This window comes from Streptomyces toyocaensis (assembly GCF_000725125.1).
GTDB classification, from domain to species: Bacteria; Actinomycetota; Actinomycetes; order Streptomycetales; family Streptomycetaceae; genus Streptomyces; species Streptomyces toyocaensis.
The window spans coordinates 30236-47944 of the sequence record NZ_JFCB01000023.1 but is presented as its reverse complement, the minus strand read 5'-3'; the positions used below and the strand labels follow the sequence as shown (position 1 = coordinate 47944).

Annotated in this window: 18 protein-coding genes; 12 read left to right on the top strand and 6 right to left on the bottom strand. The window is 72.5% G+C overall.

Annotated elements, in window-relative coordinates; all coding sequences use genetic code 11:
- Positions 1-72: 72 nt before the first annotated feature.
- On the bottom strand, positions 73-732 hold the full coding sequence (locus tag BU52_RS22685; protein WP_037937354.1) for a pirin family protein: 660 nt from the start codon (positions 730-732) through the stop codon (positions 73-75).
- Between the two features lie 62 nt (positions 733-794).
- Between BU52_RS22685 and fasR the strand changes: the two genes are divergently transcribed.
- The 5 genes from fasR (at position 795) to fabF (ending at position 5791) form a co-directional block, all read left to right on the top strand.
- Positions 795-2000: a fatty acid biosynthesis transcriptional regulator FasR gene (gene fasR / locus BU52_RS22680; RefSeq protein ID WP_037937351.1), complete on the top strand. Its 1206-nt coding sequence runs from the start codon at positions 795-797 to the stop codon at positions 1998-2000.
- Between the two features lie 89 nt (positions 2001-2089).
- Entirely contained in the window at positions 2090-3034 is a 945-nt protein-coding gene (locus BU52_RS22675; RefSeq protein ID WP_037937349.1) for an ACP S-malonyltransferase, read from the top strand.
- A gap of 22 nt (positions 3035-3056) precedes the next feature.
- Complete coding sequence (locus BU52_RS22670) at positions 3057-4058, top strand: ketoacyl-ACP synthase III (RefSeq protein ID WP_037937348.1); 1002 nt, start codon at positions 3057-3059, stop codon at positions 4056-4058.
- Positions 4059-4159: 101 nt separating this feature from the next.
- Positions 4160-4408: an acyl carrier protein gene (locus BU52_RS22665; protein WP_037937343.1), complete on the top strand. Its 249-nt coding sequence runs from the start codon at positions 4160-4162 to the stop codon at positions 4406-4408.
- 111 nt (positions 4409-4519) lie between these two features.
- Positions 4520-5791, top strand: a complete 1272-nt coding sequence (gene fabF / locus BU52_RS22660) for a beta-ketoacyl-ACP synthase II (protein WP_037937340.1) — start codon at positions 4520-4522, stop codon at positions 5789-5791.
- Between the two features lie 258 nt (positions 5792-6049).
- Here the strand turns inward: fabF and BU52_RS22655 are convergent, their stop codons facing one another.
- Positions 6050-6544: a DUF3145 domain-containing protein gene (locus BU52_RS22655; protein WP_037937337.1), complete on the bottom strand. Its 495-nt coding sequence runs from the start codon at positions 6542-6544 to the stop codon at positions 6050-6052.
- 293 nt (positions 6545-6837) lie between these two features.
- Between BU52_RS22655 and BU52_RS22650 the strand changes: the two genes are divergently transcribed.
- From BU52_RS22650 to BU52_RS22640, 3 genes are all read left to right on the top strand, one after another.
- Positions 6838-7746 (top strand): SGNH/GDSL hydrolase family protein, encoded by a 909-nt coding sequence (locus BU52_RS22650; RefSeq protein WP_037937336.1) that lies wholly within the window; start codon positions 6838-6840, stop codon positions 7744-7746.
- Positions 7747-7763: 17 nt separating this feature from the next.
- Positions 7764-8735 (top strand): aldose epimerase family protein, encoded by a 972-nt coding sequence (locus BU52_RS22645; RefSeq protein WP_037937334.1) that lies wholly within the window; start codon positions 7764-7766, stop codon positions 8733-8735.
- A gap of 260 nt (positions 8736-8995) precedes the next feature.
- Positions 8996-10246, top strand: a complete 1251-nt coding sequence (locus BU52_RS22640) for a C15 family peptidase (protein ID WP_037937332.1) — start codon at positions 8996-8998, stop codon at positions 10244-10246.
- Here the strand turns inward: BU52_RS22640 and BU52_RS22635 are convergent.
- The 3 genes from BU52_RS22635 to BU52_RS22625 form a co-directional block, all read right to left on the bottom strand.
- Positions 10218-10832: a LysE family translocator gene (locus tag BU52_RS22635; protein WP_037937329.1), complete on the bottom strand. Its 615-nt coding sequence runs from the start codon at positions 10830-10832 to the stop codon at positions 10218-10220. The genes BU52_RS22640 and BU52_RS22635 overlap by 29 nt on opposite strands.
- Entirely contained in the window at positions 10829-11632 is an 804-nt protein-coding gene (locus BU52_RS22630; RefSeq protein ID WP_037937327.1) for an EI24 domain-containing protein, read from the bottom strand. The genes BU52_RS22635 and BU52_RS22630 overlap by 4 nt, the downstream gene beginning before the upstream one ends.
- Positions 11633-11717: 85 nt before the next feature.
- Positions 11718-12740 carry an NADP-dependent oxidoreductase gene (locus BU52_RS22625; RefSeq protein ID WP_037937324.1) on the bottom strand — a complete coding sequence of 341 codons (1023 nt, stop codon included), beginning with the start codon at positions 12738-12740 and terminating at the stop codon, positions 11718-11720.
- A gap of 93 nt (positions 12741-12833) precedes the next feature.
- On the opposite strand from BU52_RS22625, the gene BU52_RS22620 reads away from it, so the two are divergent.
- Complete coding sequence (locus BU52_RS22620; protein ID WP_037937488.1) at positions 12834-13277, top strand: MarR family winged helix-turn-helix transcriptional regulator; 444 nt, start codon at positions 12834-12836, stop codon at positions 13275-13277.
- Positions 13278-13308: 31 nt separating this feature from the next.
- On the opposite strand, the gene BU52_RS35340 is transcribed toward BU52_RS22620, so the two are convergent.
- A complete protein-coding gene (locus BU52_RS35340) occupies positions 13309-14088 on the bottom strand; it encodes an SCO2400 family protein (RefSeq protein WP_037937322.1) in 780 nt (259 codons plus the stop codon).
- Positions 14089-14328: 240 nt separating this feature from the next.
- Here BU52_RS35340 and BU52_RS22610 point away from each other — a divergent pair, with 240 nt between their 5' ends.
- The 3 genes from BU52_RS22610 to BU52_RS22600 all read left to right on the top strand — a co-directional run bounded on the left by BU52_RS22610 (position 14329) and on the right by BU52_RS22600 (position 17623).
- Complete coding sequence (locus tag BU52_RS22610) at positions 14329-15492, top strand: mandelate racemase/muconate lactonizing enzyme family protein (protein ID WP_037937319.1); 1164 nt, start codon at positions 14329-14331, stop codon at positions 15490-15492.
- Positions 15489-16493 (top strand): zinc-dependent alcohol dehydrogenase, encoded by a 1005-nt coding sequence (locus tag BU52_RS22605; protein ID WP_037937318.1) that lies wholly within the window; start codon positions 15489-15491, stop codon positions 16491-16493. The genes BU52_RS22610 and BU52_RS22605 overlap by 4 nt, the downstream gene beginning before the upstream one ends.
- A 131-nt stretch (positions 16494-16624) precedes the next feature.
- Positions 16625-17623, top strand: coding sequence for a hypothetical protein (locus BU52_RS22600; protein ID WP_037937317.1), 999 nt, complete (start codon positions 16625-16627; stop codon positions 17621-17623).
- Positions 17624-17709 lie beyond the last annotated feature (86 nt).

Genomic DNA, 17709 nt, shown 5'->3' with positions numbered 1-17709 from the left:
CGTGCCGGGAGCGGGACCTCGGTGCGTGCGGCACCGGGCGCCGGGCTTCCGCGCGGCGGGCTCAGGACCTCCTCAAGCGGCGTGCATCTCCCACAGCAGCAGCTCCACCGCCGGGCTCACGGCGACCGCCTCGACGCCCTCGGCGTCCGTGATCCGGGCCGCGTCGCCCGTCTCCAGCCGCTCACCGTCCAGGCGGACCTCGCCGCGCACCACATGGGCGTAGACGTGCGCGGCGTCCGGTACGGCGGTCCGCTCTCCCGCAGCGAGACGGCGCACATGGAGCATCGCGCCCGCCTCCGGGAGGGCGTACGGGGTGGAGTCCGCCAAGCCGCGGACGACCTCGTAGCCCGGCTCGCCCCCCGGCGCGAGCGGGGCCAGCCACATCTGGAGGAAGGTCAGGGGCGCCGGACCGGCGTTGCGTTCCACATGCCGGACGCCGGACGCGGCGCTCAGGCGCTGCACGTCCCCGGGACGCACCACCGTCTCGTGGCCCGTCGAGTCGCGGTGGGTCAGCTCGCCCTCCACCACCCACGTGACGATCTCGGTGTGGCTGTGCGGGTGCTCGTCGAAGCCGGAACCGGGGGCCAGGCGCTCCTCGTTGCAGGCGATCACCGCGCCGAAGCGCAGGTTGTCCGGGTCGTAGTGGGGGCCGAAGGAAAGGGCGTGCCACGTCTCGATCCCGGCCGCCGGATCCCCGCCCTGGTAACGCTCACGCGCGCGCCGTACGTCCATCACATGGACCACGGTAGGCCCTGGGGCACGTCCTCCCGTCCGGATGAGGCAGTCTTGTCCCCGTGCCCGAACCCGAAACCAGTACCCACCACGCCGCAGCACGGCCCGTCCATCCGCACACCGCGACGCTGAAGCGGCTGGAGAGGTCGTCCGGCAGTCTCGCCGCGCAGGCGATCGCGCGGATGGACGAGACGCTGCCCTGGTACCGGGCCATGCCCCCGGAGAACCGTTCCTGGATCGGCCTGGTCGCCCAGGCGGGCATCGCCGCGTTCACCGAGTGGTTCCGGCGCCCCGACGCCCCGCAGGCCATCTCCACCGACGTGTTCGGCACCGCGCCGCGCGAGCTGACCCGGGCGATCACGCTGCGGCAGACCGTGGAGATGGTGCGCACCACCATCGAGGTGATGGAGTCCGCCATCGACGAGGTGGCGGCGCCGGGCGACGAGAGCGTGCTGCGCGAGGCGCTCCTGGTGTACGCCCGGGAGATCGCCTTCGCCACCGCCCAGGTGTACGCGCAGGCCGCCGAGGCACGGGGTGCCTGGGACGCGCGGCTGGAGTCCCTGGTCGTGAACGCCGTGCTCAGCGGTGAGGCCGACGAGGGAGCCGTGTCGCGTGCCGCCGCGCTGGGCTGGAACTCGCCCGACCACGTGTGCGTGGTGCTGGGCACCGCGCCCGACGGCGACTCCGAGCTGACCGTGGAGGCGATCCGGCGGGCCGCCCGGCACGCCAAGCTCCAGGTGCTGACCGGGGTGCTCGGGGACCGGCTCGTGGTGATCGCGGGCGGCAGCGACAACCCGCTGGGCGTCGCCAAGTCGCTGATCGGCCCGTACGCGGCGGGACCGGTGGTGGCCGGGCCCGTGGTGCCGGACCTGCTGGCCGCGACCCGGTCCGCGCAGGCCGCCGCCGCGGGACTCAAGGCCTGTTCCGCCTGGCAGGACGCCCCGCGTCCGGTGCTGGCGGACGATCTGCTGCCGGAGCGCGCGATCGCCGGAGACCCCTCGGCCCGCCAGCAGTTGGTGGAGGAGATCTACAGACCGCTGGAGGAGGCCGGGGCCGCGCTGCTCGAGACGCTCAGTGTCTATCTCGAACAGGCGAGCAGTCTCGAAGGCGCGGCGCGGATGCTGTTCGTTCACCCCAACACCGTTCGTTACCGGCTTCGACGTGTGACAGACGTCACCGGATGGTCACCCTCCGATGTACGCTCTGCCTTCACGCTGCGGATCGCGCTGATCCTGGGGCGTCTGGTCGATGGCGATCTCCCGTCCTAGCCTTTTGTCGTACCTCCACAAAACCCCCTGCCGTTCTTCGTCCTTGTCCCCACGGGCGGCCGTGCCCGTCCCCAAGAGAGAGTGTGAGAGTGCTCGTACTCGTCGCTCCCGGCCAGGGCGCCCAGACGCCCGGCTTCCTGACTGAATGGCTCGAACTCCCCGGTGCCGCGGACCGCGTCGCCGCGTGGTCCGACGTCATCGGACTCGACCTCGTCCACTACGGCACGAAAGCCGACGCGGAGGCGATCCGCGACACGGCCGTCGCGCAGCCGCTGCTGGTCGCGGCCGGGCTGCTGTCCGCCTCGGCACTCGGTGCCGGCCCGTCCGCCGGCTCGGCGGGCACGAACCTGGCACCCGGTGCCGTCGCCGGTCACAGCGTCGGCGAGATCACCGCCGCCGCCTTCGCGGGCGTGCTCGACGAGACCGCCGCGCTGTCCCTGGTGCGCGAGCGGGGCCTGGCCATGGCCGACGCCGCCGCGGTCACGGAGACCGGCATGGCGGCGCTGCTCGGCGGCGACCCCGAGGTGACCGTGGCGCACCTGGAGAAGCTGGGCCTGACCCCGGCGAACATCAACGGCGCGGGCCAGATCGTCGCGGCCGGCACCAAGGAGCAGCTCGCCGCGCTGGAGGAGGACAAGCCCGAGGGCGTGCGCAAGGTCGTCGCGCTCAAGGTGGCCGGCGCCTTCCACACCCACCACATGGCTCCCGCGGTCGACACGCTGGCCCGGGCCGCCGAGGCACTGGCGCCGGGGGACCCCAAGGTCACCTACGTGTCGAACAAGGACGGCAAGGCGGTCACGAGCGGAGCCGAGGTGCTCCAGCGCCTGGTGGGCCAGGTGGCCAACCCGGTCCGCTGGGACCTGTGCATGGAGACCTTCAAGGAGCTCGGCGTCACCGCCCTCCTCGAGGTCTGCCCCGGCGGCACCCTGACCGGCCTCGCCAAGCGCGCCCTGCCCGGTGTCAGGACGCTGGCCCTGAAGACCCCCGCCGACCTCGACGCGGCCCGCGAGCTCGTCGCCGAGCACGCCGCCTGACCGCCCTAAGGAGCCGACCCGCATGGCGAAGATCAAGCCCAGCAAGGGCGCCCCGTACGCGCGCATCCTCGGCGTGGGCGGCTACCGTCCCACCCGGGTCGTACCGAACGAGGTGATCCTCGAGACGATCGACTCGTCCGACGAGTGGATCCGCTCGCGCTCCGGCATCGAGACCCGGCACTGGGCCTCGCCCGAGGAGACCGTCGCGGCGATGTCGATCGAGGCGTCCGGCAAGGCGATCGCGGACGCCGGGATCGACGCCTCGCGGATCGGCGCCGTGGTCGTGTCGACCGTCTCGCACTTCAGCCAGACGCCGGCGATCGCCACCGAGATCGCCGACAAGCTGGGCACGGACAAGGCCGCCGCCTTCGACATCTCCGCGGGCTGCGCCGGCTTCGGCTACGGCCTCACCCTCGCCAAGGGCATGATCGTCGAGGGTTCGGCCGAGTACGTCCTGGTCATCGGCGTGGAGCGGCTGAGCGACCTGACCGACCTGGAGGACCGGGCCACGGCCTTCCTGTTCGGTGACGGCGCGGGCGCGGTGGTCGTCGGCCCGTCCCAGGAGCCCGCGATCGGCCCGACGGTGTGGGGCTCGGAGGGCGACAAGTCCGAGACCATCAAGCAGACCGTGCCGTGGTCGGACTACCGCGACGGGACCGTCGAGAAGTTCCCCGCGATCACCCAGGAGGGCCAGGCGGTCTTCCGCTGGGCCGTGTTCGAGATGGCGAAGGTCGCCCAGCAGGCGCTGGACGCGGCCGGGATCAGCCCGGACGAACTGGACGTCTTCATCCCGCACCAGGCCAACGTGCGGATCATCGACTCGATGGTGAAGACCCTGAAACTGCCGGAGCACGTCACGGTCGCCCGTGACATCCGCACCACCGGCAACACCTCGGCCGCCTCGATTCCGCTCGCGATGGAGCGGCTCCTGGCGACCGGCGAGGCGAAGAGCGGCGACACCGCGCTCGTCATCGGCTTCGGGGCGGGTCTCGTCTACGCCGCTACGGTCGTTACCCTCCCCTAGGCACTCCGTGCCGGATCATCGGATCCGGCACGGGCACCGCAGACCCGCCGTCCACGCGGCGGGTGCCACAACCGCTGGAATCACAACGAAGGAGCGCCGTCATGGCCGCCACTCAGGAAGAGATCGTCGCCGGTCTCGCGGAGATCGTGAACGAGATCGCCGGCATCCCGGTTGAGGACGTCCAGCTGGACAAGTCCTTCACCGACGACCTGGACGTCGACTCGCTGTCCATGGTCGAGGTCGTCGTCGCCGCCGAAGAGCGCTTCGACGTCAAGATCCCGGACGACGACGTCAAGAACCTCAAGACGGTCGGCGACGCTGCCGACTACATCCTCAAGCACCAGGCGTGAGCCCTGCCGGGCCTTCCGTCCTTACGGAGGGCCCGGGGGCCGGGGCCCGGCCCCGCCACCCGGCGGTGGCGCCGTACGCATCCTCGTAGATCCGTTGGAGAATGAATTCCGATGAGCCCGACCAATCGCACCGTGGTCGTCACCGGTATCGGCGCAACCACACCGCTGGGTGGCGACGCAGCCTCTACCTGGGAGGGCCTGGTCGCCGGACGTTCCGGCGTCAAGCCCCTGGAGCAGGAGTGGGCCGCCGAGCAGGCGGTCCGTATCGCGGCACCGGTGGCCGTTGAGCCCACCGAGGTCATCCCCCGCCCGCAGGCCCGCCGCCTGGACCGCTCGGCGCAGTTCGCGCTGGTCGCGGCCAAGGAGGCGTGGGCGGACGCCGGTTTCGAGGCCAAGGCGGGCGACGACCCGAACGTCGACCCCGACCGGCTCGGGGCCGTCATCGCGTCCGGCATCGGCGGCGTGACGACCCTGCTGGACCAGTACGACGTGCTGAAGGAGAAGGGCGTACGCCGCGTCTCCCCGCACACCGTCCCCATGCTGATGCCGAACGGCCCCTCGGCGAACGTGGGTCTGGCCGTGGGCGCCCGCGCGGGTGTGCACACCCCGGTCTCGGCCTGCGCGTCCGGCGCGGAGGCCATCGGCTACGCCATCGAGATGATCCGCACCGGCCGCGCCGACGTCGTCGTCGCGGGGGGCACGGAGGCGGCGATCCACCCGCTGCCCATCGCGGCGTTCGGCAACATGATGGCGATGTCCAAGAACAACGACGACCCGCAGGGCGCCTCGCGTCCCTACGACGTCGCGCGTGACGGCTTCGTCCTCGGCGAGGGCGCGGGCGTGATCGTCCTGGAGTCCGCCGAGCACGCCGCCGCGCGCGGCGCCCGCGTCTACGCGGAGGCGGTCGGCCAGGGCATCTCCGCCGACGCGCACGACATCGTGCAGCCGGAGCCGGAGGGGCGCGGCATCTCGCACGCCCTGCAGAACCTGCTGGACCGCACGGACCTGGATCCGGCGGAGATCGTGCACGTGAACGCGCACGCGACGTCCACGCCGGCCGGTGACATCGCCGAACTGAAGGCGCTGCGGAAGGTGTTCGGGGACGACGCGGACCACTTCGCGGTCTCCGCGACCAAGTCGATGACGGGTCACCTGCTCGGCGGCGCCGGCGGCGTGGAGTCGGTGGCGACGGTGCTGGCGCTGTACCACCGGGTGGCTCCGCCGACGATCAACGTGGAGAACCTGGACCCCGAGGCCGAGGCGACCGCGGACGTCGTCCGGGGCGAGGCGCGGAAGCTGCCCGCCGACGGGCGGATCGCCGCGCTGAACGACTCGTTCGGGTTCGGCGGGCACAACGTGGTCCTGGCGTTCCGGTCCGTGTGACCGCCGTCTGCTGAGTGAAGGGCTTCCGCCTTCCGGGGTGGGGGCCCTTCGCCGTGCGGCGCGGTGGGGGCGTGCCGGGCGGGTTCTTCGCCCCCGCCGCCCCTTCCCGTCCCGGCCTTGAGGGGCTTCGCCCCTTCGACCCTGTGAGGGCAGCCCGTCGGGTGCGGGACGGTGGTGGTTGCTCGCGCCCACGCGGCGAAGCCGCATGGTTGACACAGCCCCGCGCCCCTGACGGGGCGCCCTGCCTGCCGGTGTCTGCTAGACCACCTGGTGGAGCCAGCGGACCGGGGCGCCCTCGCCCGCGTACCGGAAGGGTTCGAGTTCGTCGTCCCAGGGCTTGCCGAGGAGTCTGGCGATGTCCGACTCCAGGTCGGTCTGCTCGCTCCGGGAGCGGACCAGGGCGGCGCGCAGGCGGTCCTCGGGGACCAGGATGTCGCCGTGGATGCCGGTGACGGCGTGGAAGATGCCCAGGTCGGGCGTGCAGCTGTAACGCTCGCCCTCGGCGGTGGCGCAGGGCTCGGCGGTGACCTCGAAGCGCAGCATCTGCCAGCCGCGCAGCGCGGAGGCGAGTGCGGAGGCGGTGCCGGGCCGGCCCTGCCAGGAGAACTCCGAGCGCCAGGTGCCGGGGGCCGCGGGCTGGCGGATCCAGTCCAGGCTGACGCGCGTGCCGAGCACCCCCGCGACGGCCCACTCGACGTGCGGGCACAGCGCGCGGGGCGCGGAGTGCACGTACAGAACTCCACGAGTCGTCACCGGAACCTCCGGGCTGAGCGGGTCGTCTGGCATGGGGCGGAACGGCCGCGGCCCGGGTGGGTCGCGTTGATGGCGAGGCTACCGTGCGACGGAGCAAGGAGTGTGACGTACCGTCCCTCCCGGTGCCGCGAAACGCCGGCCATTCACCCGGCAGGACGCCTGTACGGGTGCGGGACGTTGCTTCGTACGAAGCCCTGGTCCGCCCTTCGTACGGGCCCTGCGGACGGGCGGGAACTCCCGTGCGTTGTTAAGGGTTGGGGGACGGACACACGACACGCGCGGGGAGGCCACGGATGGAGCAGGCGACGCGGAGGGGGACGCGCCGTGCCCGGGCCGTCCTCGCCGTGGTGACGGCCGCCGCGCTGGGCGTGGCGGGCTGCGACGCCGTGGGCGGCGACTCCCCCGCACCGTCCGGCACGGAGGCCGGGCGGGGGCGGCCGTCCCCGAAGCCCACTCCCGTGTGGGACACCGGCCCGGACTCGGTGGCCGCCGTGGGCGACTCCATCACCCGGGGCTTCGACGCCTGCTCGGTGCTGACGGACTGTCCCGAGGTGTCGTGGGCGACGGGCGCCAGCGAGCAGGTCGACAGTCTCGCGGTACGGCTGCTGGGCCGGGCGGGGGCGGCCGAGCGGAGCTGGAACTACGCGGTGACCGGGGCCCGGATGGCGGACCTGCCGGGTCAGATGGCGCGGGCGGTGCGACGCGGCCCGGAGCTGGTGGCGGTGATGGCGGGGGCGAACGACGCCTGCCGGGAGACCACGTCCGCGATGACGCCGGTGGCCGACTTCCGTGCCGACTTCCGGAAGGCGATGCGCACGCTGCGCGAGGCGCTGCCCAAGGCCCAGGTGTACGTGGCGAGCGTGCCGGATCTGAAACGGCTGTGGTCGCAGGGACGGACCAGTCCGCTGGGCAAGCAGGTGTGGAAGCTGGGCGTCTGCCCGACGATGCTGGGCGACGCGGACGCGCTGGACGCGGCGGCGACGCAGCGCCGCGAGACGGTGCGGGACCGGGTGGAGGACTACAACGAGGTGCTGGAGGAGGTGTGCGCCGAGGACCGCCGCTGCCGCTTCGACGGCGGCGCGGTGTACGCGTACCGCTTCGGCACCGAGCAGCTGAGCCAGTGGGACTGGTTCCATCCCAGCGTCGACGGTCAGGCCAAGCTGGCCGAGATCGCGTACCGGACGGTCACGGCGAAGCGGTGATGACTATGGTTTCGCACATGAACGAACTCTTCGGCACACTTCCCGACGGCACGCCGGTGCACCGTTGGACCCTGCGGCGGGCGGGCGTACGGGTTCGGATCCTGTCGTACGGCGGGATCGTCCAGGACGTCGAGGTGCCGGACCGGGACGGGCGGACCGGGAACGTGGTGCTGGGGTTCTCCGACCTGGACGGCTATCTCCGGCATCCGGAGCACTTCCTGGGTGCCCTGATCGGCCGGTACGCCAACCGGATCGCGGGCGCCCGCTTCCCCCTGGACGAGTACACGTACGCCCTCGAACCGAACAACGGGCCGAACTCGCTGCACGGCGGTGGGCGCGGGTTCGACAAGCGCGTGTGGACCGTCGTCCCGGTCGACCACGGGGTGCGGCTCTCCCTGGTCGGCGCGCACGGCGAGGAGGGCTTCCCCGGCCGCCTGGAGGTCTCGGTGACGTACACGCTGGACGAGCGGGGCGCGCTGGGGATCGCCTACGAGGCGGTGACGGACGCTCCGACGCATGTGAACCTGACGAACCACTCGTACTGGAACCTGGCCGGCTCCGGCAGCGCGTCCGGCCACGAACTGCGTCTTGCCGCCTCCCGTTACACCCCGTCGGACGCGGACCTGATCCCGACCGGCGAGCTCGCCGACGTCTCGGGCACCCGCTTCGACTTCCGCGAGGCGCGCACGGCGGGGACCGGGTACGACGACAACTTCGTGCTCGACAAGGGAGTCACGGCGACGCCCGTGGAGGTGGCCGAGCTGCACGACCCGGCGTCGGGCCGCGTGCTGACGGTGGCGACCACCGAGCCCGGGATGCAGCTCTACACCGCGGACCACATCGGGGAGCCCTTCATGCCCGGGGACGGCATCGCGCTGGAGACCCAGCACTTCCCCGACTCGCCCAACCGGCCCGCGTTCCCGAGCACGGTCCTGCGGCCGGGCGAGGTGTTCCGCTCCGAGACCGTCTACGGATTCGCCGTGCGGTAGCGCGCGGGCCGCCACGCACATGAGCCCCGGTCCGGGGTCAGGGTCCCGGGCCGGGGCTGCTCATGTGGGCGCGACCCGGATCCGACGTTAATCCCTCCGGCGAGCCGCGCGGCCCTCGATCAAGCTGCCCGCTCGCATCCCGTACGAACCCTTCACATCTGTTCCTTTTCCCTCTTCCATGGCGTGGATCACCGCACCCACGCGATACTGCGGCCTCCGGCATCCCCCGTTCCCCACGACGACGGAAGGCCCCGACCCCCTTGAACTCTCCACGTGTCCGCGCAGGCGTGCTCGGCCTGGCGCTGCTGACCTGTCTCGCCGCCCCCACGACCACCGCGACCGCCGCCGGCACCACCGCGGCCACCACCGTCGAGGAACGCCGCCTGGACGGGGCCGCCCCGCAGGAGATACTCCGCCGCTCCGGATTCGCCTCGGTGGCACCGGACTTCGCCCGCGTCCTGGACGGCGCCCGCTCCTACGCCCAGGCCCGGCGGGCCGTCGTCCGCGAGGGGACACGGCTGTGGCGACGGGCCGTCGACCGGGCGCAGGGCCGCGGACCGGCGGGCGGAGACCTCAGCCGGGACGACGACCGGCCGCTGTACTGGGCACGGCTCGGGATGACCCGTGAACTGCGCTCCTGGGAGCCGGACTTCCGGCTGGGCGACGGGCAGCGGACGCGGCTGCTCGACGCGTTGGAACGCACCTCGCGCGGGCAGACCACGCTGCGCCTTCCGCGCGGCGAGGGGGTGAAGCGGATCCTGGTGACCGGTTTCGACCCGTTCACCCTGGACCGCGACATCCGCATCTCCAACCCGTCCGGTGCCCTCGCGCTCGCCCTGGACGGCACGGTGATCGAGACTCCGCGGGGCCCGGCGCGGGTGGAGACGGCCGTGTTCCCGGTGCGCTGGCGGGACTTCACGGACGGGACGGTGGAGCGGGCGCTGCGGCCGTACCTGCCGGAGGCCGACCTGTTCGCCACCGTGAGCCAGGGCCGGGTGGGCCGTTTCGACATCGAGCGGACCAACGGGGCGTGGCGGGGCGGCTTCGGGGACAACGAGAACACCGGCCGCACCGGGACGATCCCGGTCGCCGACCCGGCCTCGCAGCCGCAGTGGACGTCGACCACGCTGCCGTACACGGAGATCGTCGCCGCGGACACCGGGCGCTTCCCGGTGTACGACAACACGAGCGTGACGGAGATCCCGGCCGGAGGTACCACGCCCGTGGTCCGGCCCCAGGGGCCGACACCCGGTTCGGCGGCCCGCGCCGGGGGCGGCGGGGACTACCTCTCCAACGAGATCGCCTACCGGGCGACCCTGCTCCGGGACCGGCTCGGACTGCACGGGGAGCTGCCGGGCGGACACGTGCACACACCGGTCCTGCAGTTCGGCGCCGGCAACACCACCGAGGTCACCGACCCCGAGTTCGTGCGGAACCGGCTCGACATCATCGCCCAGGTGCGGGCGATCGTGACCGCGGCGGTCAGTGCGACGGAGCGAACGCCAGGCTGACGCCGAGGCCGGCCAGGACCGATCCGATCACCTTGTTGAGGACCTTCTGGCCGCGCAGCATCAGCCCGCGCATCCGGTCGTGGGAGAAGAAGACCGCGACGACGCCGAACCACAGCAGGTGGGCCAGCGACATGAACAGGCCGTAGCCCACCTGCTGGAGGACCGGGGTGCCGGGGCTGACGACCTGCGCGAAGGTCGAGACGACGAAGAGGGTCGTCTTCGGGTTGAGGACGTTGGTGAGGAAGCCGGTGCGCAGGGCCGCGAACGGGGTCAGTCCGGTCCTGTTCTCCAGGTCGACGGTGACCTCGCCGCGGGTGCGGTAGGTGCGGACGCCGATGTACACGAGGTAGGCCGCGCCGGCCAGCTTGACGACCGTGAAGAGGACGGTGGAGGAGGCGATCAGCAGGCCCACGCCGAGCATGGTGTAGGTGACGTGCACCAGCACACCGGCGGCGACGCCGAGGGCGCCGAGGAGTCCGGTGCGGCGGCCGTGGAGGTAGCTGTTACGCACCACCATCGCGAAGTCGGCGCCCGGGGCGATCACGGCCAGGACGGTGATGACGGCGACGGCGAGCACCTCGGTCACCGGGTGAGGCCCTCCTCCGCGGACTCGTCGGTCTCCTCGGAGCGGTCCCCGGCCGTCTCCTCACCGAGCAGGTCGCGGGCCATGAGGGTGGCCCCGGCGACCGCGCCCGGCATCAGGAACACGGCGACGAACGGGATGAGGAAGGCCACCGCCAGGGGGGTGCCGAAGCCCCAGACGAGGGTCCTGCGGGACCGCAGCAGCCGCAGCCGCTCGCGCACGTCGACCGCGCGCCGCTGGAGGGCGACGGCGGTGAGCTCCTCGGTGAGGAAGAAGCCGGTGACGAGGAATCCGATCACGGGTACGACGGTCTGCCCGATCACGGGGACGAACCCGAGCGCGAACAGCAGTACGCCCCAGACCAGGGCCCGCGCGACGATGCGGAGGCTGTCGCGGGCGGAGATCCACAGTTCCCGCATCAGGGGCAGGCCGGACTCGGGCGCGGTGCCGTCGGGCGAGACGTCACGGTCGACCTTCTCGGAGAGGTTCTCGTAGAACGGCTGCCCGATGAGCAGGGTCACCGCGGTGAAGGTGACCACGGACAGCAGCAGTCCGAGGGCGAACAGGACGGCGGTGAGGAAGCCCCGGAACAGGCCGGCCCAGGGGCTCGACCAGTCGTCGGCGAACGGGGTCGCCCAGGTGACGAAGTCCGTGCCCCACAGGGCCAGCGCGACGAGCGCGGCCGCGTAGAGCAGGAGGGTGATCAGACCCGGCAGGAGTCCGAAGCCGAACTGTCTGCCGTGCCGGCCCACCCACCGCTGGCCCTTCAGCAAGTACCGGAAACCCACCCCGAGATCGCGCATGGGAGCACCTTATCGGGGCGGCGGACCGCACCCCACGTCCGAGGGTGCGGCCCAGGCCCGGCGGGCGGCGGCCGGCCGGGGAACGTCAGAGCTTGACGATCATCTTGCCGGTGTTGTCGCCGCGCAGGACGCCGAGGAACGCCTCGAGGTTGTTCTCGATGCCCTCGACGACCGTCTCGCGGTACTTCAGCTCACCCGAGCGCACCCACGGTCCGACCTCCTGGACGAACTGCGGCTGGAGGTCGTAGTGGTCGCCGACGAGGAAGCCCTCGATGCGGCCCCGGGTCTGGATCAGCCGGGCGAGGTTGCGCGGGCCGGGCGCGGGCTCGGTGTCGTTGTAGACGGAGATCATGCCGCAGACGGCGATCCGGCCGCCCTGGTTGAGGGAGCCGATGGCCGCCTCCAGGTGGTCGCCGCCCACGTTGTCGAAGTAGACGTCGATCCCGTCCGGGGCGGCGGCGCGCAGCTGCTCGTTCACCGGGCCGTTCTTGTAGTTGAAGGCGGCGTCGAAGCCGTACTCCTCGACGAGGAGCCTCACCTTCTCGTCGGAGCCGGCCGAGCCGATCACCCGCGAGGCCCCCTTGAGCTTCGCGAGCTGCCCGACCTGGCTGCCGACGGCGCCCGCGGCACCGGACACGAAGACGGAGTCGCCCTCCTTGAAGGAGGCGGTGCGCAGCAGACCGGCGTAGGCGGTGAGCCCGGTCATGCCGAGGACGCCCAGGTACGCCGAGAGGGGCGCGGCCTGCGGGTCCACCTTGACGGCGTTCTTCGCGGCCACGACGGCGTACTCCCGCCAGCCGAAGAAGTGCAGGACGTGGTCGCCGACGGCGATCCCCTCGGCGTTCGAGGCGACGACCTCGCCGACGGCCCCGCCCTGCATGACCTCGCCCAGCTCGAACGGGGCGACGTAGGACTTGGCGGCACTCATCCGGCCGCGCATGTACGGGTCGACGGAGAGGTACTCGTTCCGTACCAGGACCTGGCCCTCGCCCGGTGCGGGCACCTCCGCCTCGACAAGGGCGAAGTCCTTCGGCTCGGGCCAGCCGACGGGCCGGCTCAGCAGATGCCACTCGCGGCCGGTGGCGGGGGGCGTGGGGGCGTCGGACATGACCGGGCACCTTTCCTCGAAATACTTCACTACCTGAAACAACCATGCGACTGAATATTTCAGGATGTCAAGCAAATGGGTACCCTGAAGAGCATGGCCACACCCCGCACCACGCCCAGCCGCCCCGACGCCCTCACCCTGGAGGTCGTCGAGCTCATCGGTTCGGTGGTGGCCCGCTACCACGAGGAGTACGAGGAGGCGGCCGCCGGTCACGCGCTGACGGGTGCGCAGGCGAGGCTGCTGAGCCTGCTGTGCCTGGAACCCCTTCCCATGCGGAAGCTGGCGCAGCGGCTGAAGTGCGAGCCGTCGAACGTCACCGGCATCGTCGACCGGCTGGAGTCACGGGGCCTGGTGGAGCGGCGTCCGGACCCGGCGGACCGGCGTGTGAAGCTGGCGGCGGCGACGCCGGAGGGGCGGCGGGTGGCGCGGAGCCTGCAGGACTCCCTGCGGTTCGCGCGCGAGCCGCTCGCGGGGCTGTCGGAGGAGGAGCGGGTGGCGCTGCGGGACGCCCTGCGCAGGATGCTGAGCGCGGACTGAGCGGCGCGTCTCGCGGGAGCCGGCGGCCGGCTCAGGTGCACCACCACAGGAACCGGTCGCACGTCTGCGTGGGTTCGGGCTCCGGTTCGGGCTTCCCGGTGGTCGGCTCCGGCTCCGGGGTCTCCGGTTCCGGCGGGGGCTCCGCGGACGGAGGTGCCGACGGGTCGGCCGAGGGCGTGGCCGCGGGCGCCGAGGAGGCGTCCCGCGCGGTCTCCTCCTCCGCCGGCGCGGACTCTTCCTCCTCCGGTGACGCGGAAGCCGACGACGGCGCGTCGGACGCCTCGGGGCCGGGGGACCCGCCGGGCGTCCGGGTGTGCGCGGCGCCGCCGGCCGGCCCGGTCGGCTCCATGGTCGCCGACCCGCCGTCGGGCGACTCCCCTGCCGCCGCCGGTTCAGGCTTCGGTCCGGACGCGTCCAGTCCGAGTTCCGCGAGGCTGAGTCCGCCCGCCGCGAGGACGAACCCGGCCGCGATCAGCACGGTGCGGTTCCGCCGGCGGCGGTGCGCCGCGGCCTTGCGGTCCCGGCGGCTTCCTCCCGTCGGCTGGTCCCCGCCCTTCGTCCCGCGCCCCGGGCGCCGGGCCGCGCGCCGCCCCCGCGGCTCTTCGCCGTCCTCCCCGCCGTACCGCGCGGTGGGCTCGTCGACGGGCTCGTCGGCCTGAGCCGCTCCCGCGTCCTCGAACGCCCCCGTGCCTCCTCCGTACCTCGCGGGCTCCTGCGGCGGGTGGGCGCGGAGCGTCTCGACGGGCGTGCCGCAGCCGGGGCAGGCCAGGGCGCCGTTGAGGTGCCGTCGGCACGGGTGGCAAAAGTCCATGACGCGGGAAGGTTAGGTTCCGGCCCGGTCCGCTTCCTAGGCCTCGCTGTGAAGGTTTGGTGCGGACCCCTGCCCATAGGTTTCGAAACTGCCGAAACCGTTGAGCGCGAGACCCATTGACACCCCCACCACCCCGTCCTTACTGTCACGCCAGCATTTCGAACGTGTGACGAAATATCGAACACGCCGGACCGCGGACACCGATGACAGGGTCCACAACCGCAGCGAGGGGCAACTGCCGTGCGCATCACCGGAATCAGCACACACGTGGTCGGGACGCCGTGGCGCAACCTGACGTACGTCCAGGTGCACACCGACGAGGGGATCACCGGAGTCGGCGAGACCAGGATGCTGGGCCACACCGACGCACTCCTGGGTTACCTGAAGGAAGCCGAGGTCAACCACATTCTCGGCTCCGACCCGTTCGCTGTCGAGGACCTCGTCCGCCGGATGAAGTACGGCGACTACGGCCGGGCCGGCGAGATCGTGATGTCCGGCATCGCCGTCGTCGAGACGGCCTGCTGGGACATCAAGGGCAAGGCCCTCGGCGTGCCCGTCTGGCAGCTGCTCGGCGGCAAGGTCACCGACAAGGTCAAGGCGTACGCCAACGGCTGGTACACCACCGAGCGCACCCCGGAGGCGTACCACAAGGCGGCGCGGACGGTGATGGAGCGCGGCTACCGGGCGCTGAAGATCGACCCGTTCGGCACCGGCCACCTCGAACTCGACCACCGGCAGACCCTGTACGCCGTCTCCCTCATCGAGGCGGTCCGCGACGCCATCGGCCCCGACGCCGAGCTGATGCTGGAGATGCACGGCCGCTTCTCCCCCGCCACGGCCGTCCGCCTCGCGCACGAGCTCGCGCCCTTCCAGCCGGCCTGGCTGGAGGAGCCGGTGCCGCCGGAGAACCTGAAGGCGCTGGAGAAGGTCGCCGCCAAGGTCGACATGCCGGTCGCCACCGGCGAACGCATCCACGACCGCATCGAGTTCCGCGAGCTGTTCGAGAGCCAGGCGGCCGACATCCTCCAGCCGGACGTCGGCCACATCGGCGGCATCTGGGAGACCCGCAAGCTCGCGGCGACCGCCGAGACCCACTACATGCTGGTCGCCCCGCACAACGTCGGCGGCCCCGTGCTCACCGCCGCCTCCCTCCAGGTCGGCTTCACCTCCCCGAACTTCAAGATCCTGGAGCACTTCAACGACTTCGCGGACGCGGAGATCAAGAAGGTCGTCAAGGGCGCTCCCCGGGTGAACCCGGAGGACGGCTGCTTCCACCTCTCCGACGCCCCCGGTCTCGGCGTGGAGCTGGACGTCGACGCGGCGGCCGAGTTCCCGCAGCAGCAGGCCCGGTTCGACCTGTGGGCCGAGGGCTGGGAGCAGCGCAGGCCGAAGGGCGCGAAGTGAGCACCGCCGTCGTCGTCGACGGACCCGGTGAGCACCGCCTGGTCCCGCACGAGCCGCGCGAACCCGGCCCCGGCGAGGCCCTGATCGGCGTCCACGCGGCCGGCGTCTGCGGCAGTGACCGCGAGGTGTACCAGGGCAACCGGCCCGAGGGTTACGTGCGGTATCCGCTGACGCCGGGTCACGAGTGGTCCGGGACCGTGCGGCGGGTGGGCCCGGGGGTGCCCCGGTCGCTCGTCGGCCGCAAGGTCGTCGGTGAGGGGTTCCGCAACTGCCAGGTCTGCGACCGCTGTCACGCCGGCGAGACGACCCTGTGCTCGGCGGGCTACGAGGAGACCGGGTTCACCCAGCCGGGCGCCATGGCCGCCACGCTGACCCTGCCCGCCCGGCTGCTGCACGTCCTCCCCGACGACGCCGATCTGAGCGCCGCCGCGCTCCTCGAACCGGCCGCCTGCGTCGCGGCCGCCGCGCTGAAGGCGAACGCCGTGCCCGGTGAGCGGGTCGCGGTCGTCGGCACGGGCACGCTCGGCATGTTCGCCGTGCAGTTCCTGCGGGCGAACTCACCGTCCGCGCTGCTGGTCGTCGGCACCCGGGGCGACCGGGAGGCCCTGTCGAGGCAGTTCGGGGCGACCGGCTTCCGCACCAAGGACGGGCCCCTCCCGGACGACTTCGACGTCGTGATCGAGACCGCCGGATCCGCGGACGCGGCCCGTACGGCCGCCTCGCTGCTGAGGCGCGGCGGGCGGCTGGTGCTCACCGGCATCCCGGCTCCGGGCGCCGACGGCCTCGACCCGACGGACCTGGTCGTACGGCAGCTGGAGGTGCGCACCGTCTTCGGCGCGCCGCCGGACGCCTGGGCGCACACCGTGCGGGTGTTCGCCGCCGGACTGCTCGATCCGCTGCCGCTGGTGACCCACGAGCTGCCGCTCGACGGGTTCCGGGAGGCCATGGAGCTGGCCGGGTCCGGCGACCCGAAGGTGGGCAAGGTCCTCCTGCGGCCCTGAGCCCGCGCCGGTACGGCCCGACGCGTTCCGTACCGGCGCACCGCCCGCCTTCCCCTCCCTCGCTCCGGAACCGCCGACGCGCACCCAGAGCCGCGAACCTCGTCCGATATATCGAACACAAAGGACACCTCGTGACCGACGCTTCCGCCAAGGCGCCCCGCCGGCCCGGTGAGCAGGTGCTCACCGCGCTGGGCCTGGGCGCACCCGCCCTCGATCCCGCCGACGCCTCGCCGCACACCTTCCCCGGCGGCGGGCGCTGGCGCACCGAGATCCCCTCGTGCGAAGGGCCCGAGGCGCTGGCGGTGGTACTGAAGGAGGCCTCGCGCCTCGACGTGCCGATCCACCGGATCAGTCAGGGCAGCGGCGTGTGGATGCTCACCGACGCCGAGATCACCGAGATGGCCGAGGCGACCGCGGAGCGGGACATCGAGCTCTGCCTGTTCACCGGCCCGCGCGGCACCTGGGACATCGGCGGCTCGGTCCGCACCGACTCGCACGGCGCGGGACTGCGCGCCCGGGGCCACGACGCGGTCGCCGGCTGCGTCGAGGACGCCGTACGGGCGACCGGGCTGGGCGTCAGGTGCCTGCTGGTCGCCGACGAGGGCGTGCTGTGGACGCTGCACCGGGCGCGGACGGCCGGACTGATCCCGGCCGACACCACGCTCAAGGTCTCGGCCCTCGTCGGACCGGTCAACCCGGCCTCTTACGCGGTCTACGAGCGGCTCGGCGCCGACTCCGTCAACGTGCCCTCCGACCTGACCCTGGCTCATCTCACCGAGATCCGCCGGGTCTCGGCCGCCCCGATGGACATGTACATCGAGGCCCCGGACGACCTGGGCGGTTATGTGCGGATGTACGAGGTCGCCGAGCTCATCCGGCGGGGCGCCCCGCTGTACCTGAAGTTCGGCCTGGCGAAGGCGCCCGGGCTCTACCCCTACGGGCACCACCTGCGCGAGCTCACCCTGGCCACCGCCAAGGAGCGGGTGCGGCGCGGCCGGCTGGCACTGGACCTGCTGGCCCGCCACGGCGCGGACGGCGACATGGCACCGCTCGGCACCCGGCTTCCCGGCGCGCTGAGCCGGTTCGACACCTCGTCATCACGTTCCGGAAAAACAGCTTCACAGAAGTAGACACAGTCGCGCACAATCCCACACACCCGTTTCCCGGCTCCCCGTCCCACCCCGCACAGCGCCCCGTCCGCCCGGCCGATCCGGCC